The 7,438-nt window shown below is 53.4% G+C and carries 4 protein-coding genes; all 4 read right to left on the reverse strand.

Annotated elements, in window-relative coordinates; all coding sequences use genetic code 11:
• On the reverse strand, positions 1 to 4,190 hold a 4,190-nt coding region (locus tag ACRZ9X_RS22215; protein ID WP_480522279.1), incomplete at its 3' end, for a beta strand repeat-containing protein.
• 64 nt (positions 4,191 to 4,254) lie between these two features.
• The gene (locus ACRZ9X_RS22220; RefSeq protein ID WP_480522280.1) at positions 4,255 to 5,658 is read right to left on the reverse strand and encodes a hypothetical protein; all 1,404 of its coding nucleotides are present in this window, start codon (positions 5,656 to 5,658) and stop codon (positions 4,255 to 4,257) included.
• Positions 5,658 to 6,128, reverse strand: a complete 471-nt coding sequence (locus ACRZ9X_RS22225; RefSeq protein WP_480522281.1) for a hypothetical protein — start codon at positions 6,126 to 6,128, stop codon at positions 5,658 to 5,660. Before ACRZ9X_RS22225 ends, ACRZ9X_RS22220 begins: the two co-directional genes overlap by 1 nt.
• A 39-nt stretch (positions 6,129 to 6,167) precedes the next feature.
• Positions 6,168 to 6,830 carry a hypothetical protein gene (locus ACRZ9X_RS22230; RefSeq protein WP_480522282.1) on the reverse strand — a complete coding sequence of 221 codons (663 nt, stop codon included), beginning with the start codon at positions 6,828 to 6,830 and terminating at the stop codon, positions 6,168 to 6,170.
• Between the last annotated feature and the right edge of the window lie 608 nt (positions 6,831 to 7,438).

Genomic DNA, 7,438 nt, shown 5'->3' on the forward strand with positions numbered 1-7,438 from the left:
CCATCGCCATTGCGATCCGTGCGGGATGTCGCGGTCAGGCCATCGCCACTGACGCGGGTTGTTTTTGTTGCTTCCAGACCGCCACCTTCCGAGAAGTATTGCGTGGTGCTGGTGGTTGACCCATCATCTGCGATGGTTGCTGTGGTCACGCTGTCATCGACGCCATTGCCATCTGCATCGACGGAGCGGGTTGTGCTGCGTTTGTCAGCGCTGACTGTAGTTGTGTCGGTGCTGAGGGTGGCGCCATCGGCAGCTACGCGGGTCGTTGTGGTGGTTTCTGCACCCGTGGCACTCAGATCATAAACCTGCGTGGTGGTCAGATCGTCATCACCATCATTGTCCCGATCCTCCCGTGCGGTCGTGGTCCAGCCATCGCGCGAGGCATCCGTGACCGTACGGCTGTAAACTGAGCCGTCTTCCGCTTTCTCCTCAACTGTCCGGGTGGTTGATCCATCCGCATTGAGCACGGTTGTGCTCTGCATACTGCGCTCATAGCTCCCGTCACCGTCGGCGTCATACTGCGTGGTGCTTTCAAGCCCGGTATCGCTGGTTGTCGACACCATCTGGCTTTGCAGAGACCCATCACTGTTCAGCTCACTCTCTGTGACTGTGACAGAGCCGTCATCTGCGATGACACGATGCACCTGCATATCCACCTGGCCATCGCCATTGATGTCTGATGTCTCGAGAACATCCCGGCCATTGTCACTGGTTGTTGTGACAACCTGTGACCGCAGCACATCGCTGGCACCTGTGATGTCTGTAACCCTTGTTGTGACAGTGGTGCTGCCATCGTCATTGAGCGTTGTTACACGTGTCGTGACGATATCCGCGCTCTGATCTCCATCTGTGTCCGAGCGGGTCTCAACCGTCAGCCCGTCATCGCTGACCGTGGTTTCCGAGCGGGAGAGAAGCGTGCCGTCGCTGGACTGCACATCTTCGGTGGTCTTTTGTGATCCATCCGCATTCAATACTGTTGTGGAGGTCACACTGCGCTCAGTGATCCCGTCGCCATCAGTATCCTCGGTGGTGGTTGTCACCAACCCATCATCACTGACCGTGGTGACCATCTCGCTGCGCAGGCTGTCATCGCCATTGCGGGCAGTGCTGGTAGTGGTACGCCCGCCATCCGCATTCAGAACCGTGGCCTGAACCGATGACGTATCCGTATCGCCATCTCCATCCACATCCGCGACCGTTGTGATGGTCAGCCCATCGGCGCTGACATCGGTCTGCCGGGTGGAGAGGATCGTACCATCCGCGCTGAACCGGGTATCGAGCTCGGTCATGCTGCCATCGGCATGTTTTTCCGAGCGCAGGGTCATATCCGTTGCCCCATCGCCATTGGCGTCGCTGGTGGTGATCGTCAGGCGGCGGTCCGCGCTTTGTGAGATCGAAGTCTCCCCCAGCAAGGTGCTCTGGTCACCGGCATAGCGGGTTGTGGTCTGCAACGTGCTGCCATCGGGGTTGGAGATCTGTGTGGAGGTGGTCTTGCTGTCGGTGCTGCCATCCCCATCGATGTCAGACAGTGTCGTCACCGTCAGACCATCTGCGCTGGTTGTCACCACCTGTTCGCTTTTGAGCGCACCGCTCTGCGCCGATTCCGCGATGGTGCGGGTGGAACTGCCATCGGCGTTCTCAACCGTCACATCCGAGACCGACAGGTCGGTATCCCCATCACCGTCTGCATCAACGGTCGTATTTACAACAAGCCCATCTTCGCTCGAGACCGAGACCGAGTGCGAGCTGAACGAGCCATCCACATTATGGGTCCAGCTGGTTGTAGTCCGTTCACCGGTTGTCGCATCGACAGTGACATTGCGGCTCAGATCGGTTGCCTGGAACGTGCCATCCTGATTGTGATCCACCCAGGTCTCCGAACTGACCTGATCGCTGCCCAGCGTGACCTTTGTCTTGGCGCGCACTGAGCCATCCGTGTTCGTCAGGGTTGTCTCGGTCTCGCGGCTGCCATCTACATGGATCACTGTGGCCTCAACCGTGGTCAGATCAACATCCCCGTCGCCATCCTGATCCACGGCTGAGGATTTGGTCAGCGCGTCCTCAGACTGATTATGCGTGGTGGAACTGCGCACACTGCCATCGCCATTCTTCACCGTCAGGGTCGAATCCGTGGTGCCATCCGCATTCACCACGATGTCCAGCTCTTCCTGAACGTCCACATCGCCATCGCCGTCCAAATCGCGCGCAATGGTCTTGGTCTGCCCATCGGCAGAGACGCTCTCCGTCACCGAGCTGCGCAGCGAGCCATCCTGGTTGAAGTGCTCAATCGTTTCTGACCGGCTGCCATCCGCGTTGACCACAATCGTATGGGTGATGGTCAGGTCCACCATCCCATCGCCATCTTCGTCAATCGCGTCCGTACGTACGAGCCCGTCGGCTGAGACCGTCTCGGTCGAGCTGCGGATCACCCCACCGTTTGGATCGCGATCCGTGGTCACGATGGTCATGCTGTCATCGGCGTGGGTGGTGCGGACCTCGGTCTGGTCGTACCAGCCGCCACCAGTGGAATCCCGTTCGATGGTCACCGTATCGCCATCCGCGCTGGTGGTGGTCTTCGTCTCGCTCAGCAAAATGCCCGTGGCCAGGTCCGAGCCCAGCACATTGGTCACCGTCTCGCTTTCGCTGCCATCAGGATTGGTCACCGTCACGATGGTCTGCAACCGGTCCACAACCCCATCGCCATTGGTGTCATAGCTATTGGTGATCGAGGCCCCATCCGCCGTCGTCACTGACGTAATGACAAAGGCAATTGTTCCGTCCACGGCGTAGCCGGTCTGCACATGTGTGCGGGTACCCGCCGCGTCAAAGCTCTCGCTCTCTTCAACCCGGTAGCTGGCCGTTTCCGAGACCAGCGTCGTGTCCGCCACTGTGCCCGTGGAGCCGTCGGCATAGGTAAACGTCGTCTTACCGGTGATCACCGAGCCATCGGGCAATTCGATATTGGTCGCATCCGCCGTCAGATCAATCGAAGTGATCCCCAACTCCGCCAGCGTCTTCGCCTCCAGCGAGCCATCCGCATTGGTCACCAGAACCTTGAAGTTGCCCCAGTCATCGTCGCTCGCGTCAAAGACACCATCGCCGTTGCTGTCGAACACCGCCCTTAGCGCCTCGATGTCACTCGTCGCCGTCGGGTCCCATTCCGTGAACACATATTCCCGCTTCTCCGAGATCGTTCCGTCGCCGTCTGCGTCGAAGAACAGAACGCCATCACCGTCACCGGCCCAGGCTGTCCGATTATCCAGACCGTCTCCGTTCGCATCCAGGAAAACTGTCGAGTTCTGTAGTTCAGTCAGCTCAATGCCATCGTCATCAAGATCAAGGATCAGGGGCTTGCCTTCTCCTCGGTCTCCACCGCTGTCTTTAGTTCGCTTGTTCTTGTCACTCCCACTTGCATGAGGGTCTATATCATTTTCAATCTCTGACGGGGTACGTGTTGTATATCCTCGTTCTTTCGAGATTTTTGCTTGGATTTCCTTTTCAGATAAACCTCGACTCGCGCCCTCCGAATAAAGATCTCTTTCGGAAATCCTATCATCGCCCAGTCCTGATTCGATTACCTCTTCAAAGCTCAGAGCGTTCCAGGACCCTTTGACTTCCGCCTCGGTCGGACCGGCTTCGGGCGACGGGGTGTCGCCAAAAATTCCTTTGACCCAACCATCAAACTTTTGGAGGCCTGCTCCAATCCAGCCGCCGACCGCTGTTGCCGCATTGATAGCGAGTTGGGAAACACCATTTAAGATCGCGCCAGCAAGGTGCAGTGGTGCAGTGGCAAAGTCAGTGATTGCATCGACGACCCCCCCCTCTCTGAGGAGACCAGTTTTATCTGGGCTAACGCCGAGAAAATTATCAACTCCGTTGTTAATTGCGTTGCCGACACGCCCAAGAAAACCCGACATGTTATGAACCCTGACCCCACCCGCAATATAGGTGTGGTGCTCTTCCACCTCAAAATTGTAGACATCAAAGCCGCCTTGTGAGTTCCGCAAATCCTGCAAGCCGTCGATGGCGACGATGGGTGTCCCGGAATGTTCATTCGCCATAGAAGGGAACGCCACGCATTCAAAGGCGTCAACAAACCCGCTCTCTCGCATCAAGCTCTTGTCGTCATGCGCCAGAATGCCAGCAGCCACAGGTGAACGGTCGGCGTTTTTGCCTACAAATTTGGTCATACGGTCCCCTTCCACCGCCGAAGATACGACGGATGCAATCGTCTTTTTTTTTGATGTAACGGAATTAAATCAGATGCTTATGATGCCCTGTACTCTCTGTCCGTTGGTTTGAATTGTAATCCGGGGCAGCCATGCGTGGAGCAACCGCTTCCCACTCATCCGCCTCGTAAATCTCTGGCAGTGTCACCGCAGAACGCTGCAGCACATAATCCTCAGGCTTCGGCAAACCCGGTGTGAACGTCCAGTGAAACGGAAGCTTCGCGCCGTCTGAGGACGTCTGCACATAGCCGTCGTCGCCCAAAACGCCCCCATTGGCTTCGATCAGATCCAGAACCGATACATCCTGGCCGGTCTCCAGAAGAACCCGTGTTCCGGCACGGATCTCGCCTGCCTCGGCAATTCTGATCTGGCCATTGGTCTGCCGTTCACCGACAACTGCCATAACCATCCGGTCGCCCGCCGAGCCCAGATCGCACCCCGTGCCCGCCCGAACCATCGAACCGTCCGCACGAACCAAAGCCCCATCCGAGCGCAAAATGTCCAGAACCGGAACATGCCGCCCTTCAAAAACTCCATCCCCGCACAAGGTCACATGGCCCGGCGTCACCTTCAGCCCAAACACATCCAAGACATGCCGCACCCGATTGCGATACAGCCGCGTTACACGGCCAGGACGCAAACGACCTTCCTTGTCATAGGAGACAACGACATCCCCAACACAGACATCCTCAATCGGCTTCGAAAGCGATCCAGAAAGTACATCACTCTCAAAAGAACCCAGCCCCCCAAAAACCTCCAATCCAAACGACGAGGTCAAAGGAACTTCAGAGGCTGGGGTGGAAGCGTGGCCGCTATCAAAGTCCAGAGGTAACCCCTCAGGCCACATCCGAACCGGCGTGCCAGATAAAAAACACTCGGTCGGGTCAAAATCACCATTTATCAGCTCACTTCTCAAATGATCCGGCAAATGTCCATTTTGATCTAGAAAACCAATATATTGCTCTAAAGACATAACTTGAGGATTCAGTAAATCCGGGAAATCTCCTATGTTGTCAGAGACGATGATTACATTATTGAAGCCTAGAGTTGAGGGTATCTGCCTCCCGAAAATGAGATTATCAGCTCCTGGCACCTTTATGGGCAAGCCACTTAAGGTGTGGATAATACTCAACTCACCCGCCCCTTTTTCGCCTCCCAGGGTTTTCGGAACTTGTGGTGTTCTTAAGACGTAAAGATTATCCTGACCAGACGCATAATTTCCAAGAATATCTAAAACGATTTCGCTATTGAAATTACGCCCAGGAGCCAGCTCTCTTAGAACGGTAGTCGTCACTACTGTAGTTGGATTTTGTGGGCCCGTTAATCCTTTCAATGCATTAAAAGATACATTTCCCTTTGAAATGTTCTTACTCATCGAGATAAGAGCCGTAGAATCAAGAAACACTACATTTTCAGATATTTCTGCCACTATACCTTCCCCTGAGCGCTTCGTTTTATATTGAAAGCAAGAAAATCATACATTATTTGCTCCACTCTAACCTCAGAAACAAAGCTATACTCTCCGTGTTCCTTCATTTCTTTCATTATTTTCGTTCGAACAATCCCTGTAAGATTTTCGATTTCTTCTTCGCCGCTATCAGGTGCTAAATTGGTTGGAGATACTTGTGATTCAATTATCTCGTTCAATTTTGACATGCTCTTAAGCAAGTCTCCGTCTGCCAGCAAATTATTACCAATTAGTCTCATCTTTCCAACGGTAAAGCTTTTGCAACTGGCGTCGCTATGACCCACGTTGGGTGTCAATATTTCTTTATTTCCATTTTCAAGTGTTTCATTGTAATTCAGAAGAACTTGGTCGTCACACATATTCTCGACCTCTAAGAAATTTAATTTGGTGTACTTATAAAGCGAAAGTAATGGTTTTTTTTCAGATTTCATCAGCATTCCCTCGCTACTCATGTAGATCTAGATATCAATTTAAGTAGATCGTTTAAACTGATCCTTAGCGTCGGAGTTTTGGGTTTGAACCCTCACCCCATAGTTTCCCCCGAGTGTCGTCATACCAAGCTTTCTAAAGAACCGATCCGTTTGGGGAAGCGTTTCTCCCGATGTCACATAGAACAGAATGTAATCCGCCGATCTGGCGCGTGCCCATTTCTCTAACTGTCGCACCAGTTGCAGAGCGGCTTTGCCGCCCAACACACTCGAGCGGACTTTCCTGTCGATATTCACCATGCTCACGCTGGCAATCCGGGCAGTGTCTCCAACAAAATACCCTCCCAGACTGCAATGCAGAACACCCAAAACCTGATCACCCAAATGCGCCTTCAGACCGAGATGACGCTCCGGGTTGCGCATGACCTCCTGAAACCGCTTGTCAAACTTGCGCTCTGAGAACGGTATGTCACGAAAGATGCTCTCGTTGTGTGCGGACCGACAGAATTGCATTACGCTGTCACGATCACTGGCTTGAACGTAGCTGATGGACAATTTGCGCAACCGAGTGGCAACCATTGTATCGGTCATGGCTTGCTTCCGATTGAGCAACTGAGTGTCAGGCTTGGAGAAGGCGTTTGCCATGAAGATAAGAAGCGCATTGAACGCTCCAAGGTCTTGCCCGCGGAATGGGTGGATCTCCAATGCGTTCTTAAACGCATCTTCGAAATGACGATCTTACCAACAAGGGTTGCGGTTCGCAGTCCCGAGTTCCTGTCGGCTGGAAGGGTTCGCTCGACCATGCCTCGAATGGCATGAACAGAGCGATCATCTGAACAGCAGCGTAAGTCTGATGCTTTACCGACGCACTCACCTTTCCAACAGCGCACTTCGCCGTCCCTACCGCGTCCTATAAGCGTCGAAGTTAAGCTTCCATGTACATTCATAGTATTATTTTAATGGACCTTGTTACGTGTTGTTTTTGAAAAACTTGATACAGGTGAGTAATTCTTTCGATGAAATTCCTAAAGTTGAATATCATTATATTTCCGCCACTTAGATCATCCTACGCTCAACTTTACGTGATCAGTCAAGTAACATTTTTTACCGCCACAATTGGTGTCTATAAGTCAGCATAAAGGCCGTTATGTTGGCGGTATAAGGTCAAAAAATATAAAGAAAGCTAGGATCGATATCGGCAAACACCCGAATCCGCAAACACTGACCGCAGTTCGAGAGGTCCCGCGTTAAAACCACTTTGCCCGGCAGATGACGACTTTACTTGCCGATCAGTGGGGGCAACGAATGTCGCG

Source organism: Ruegeria sp. AL1, assembly GCF_056540905.1.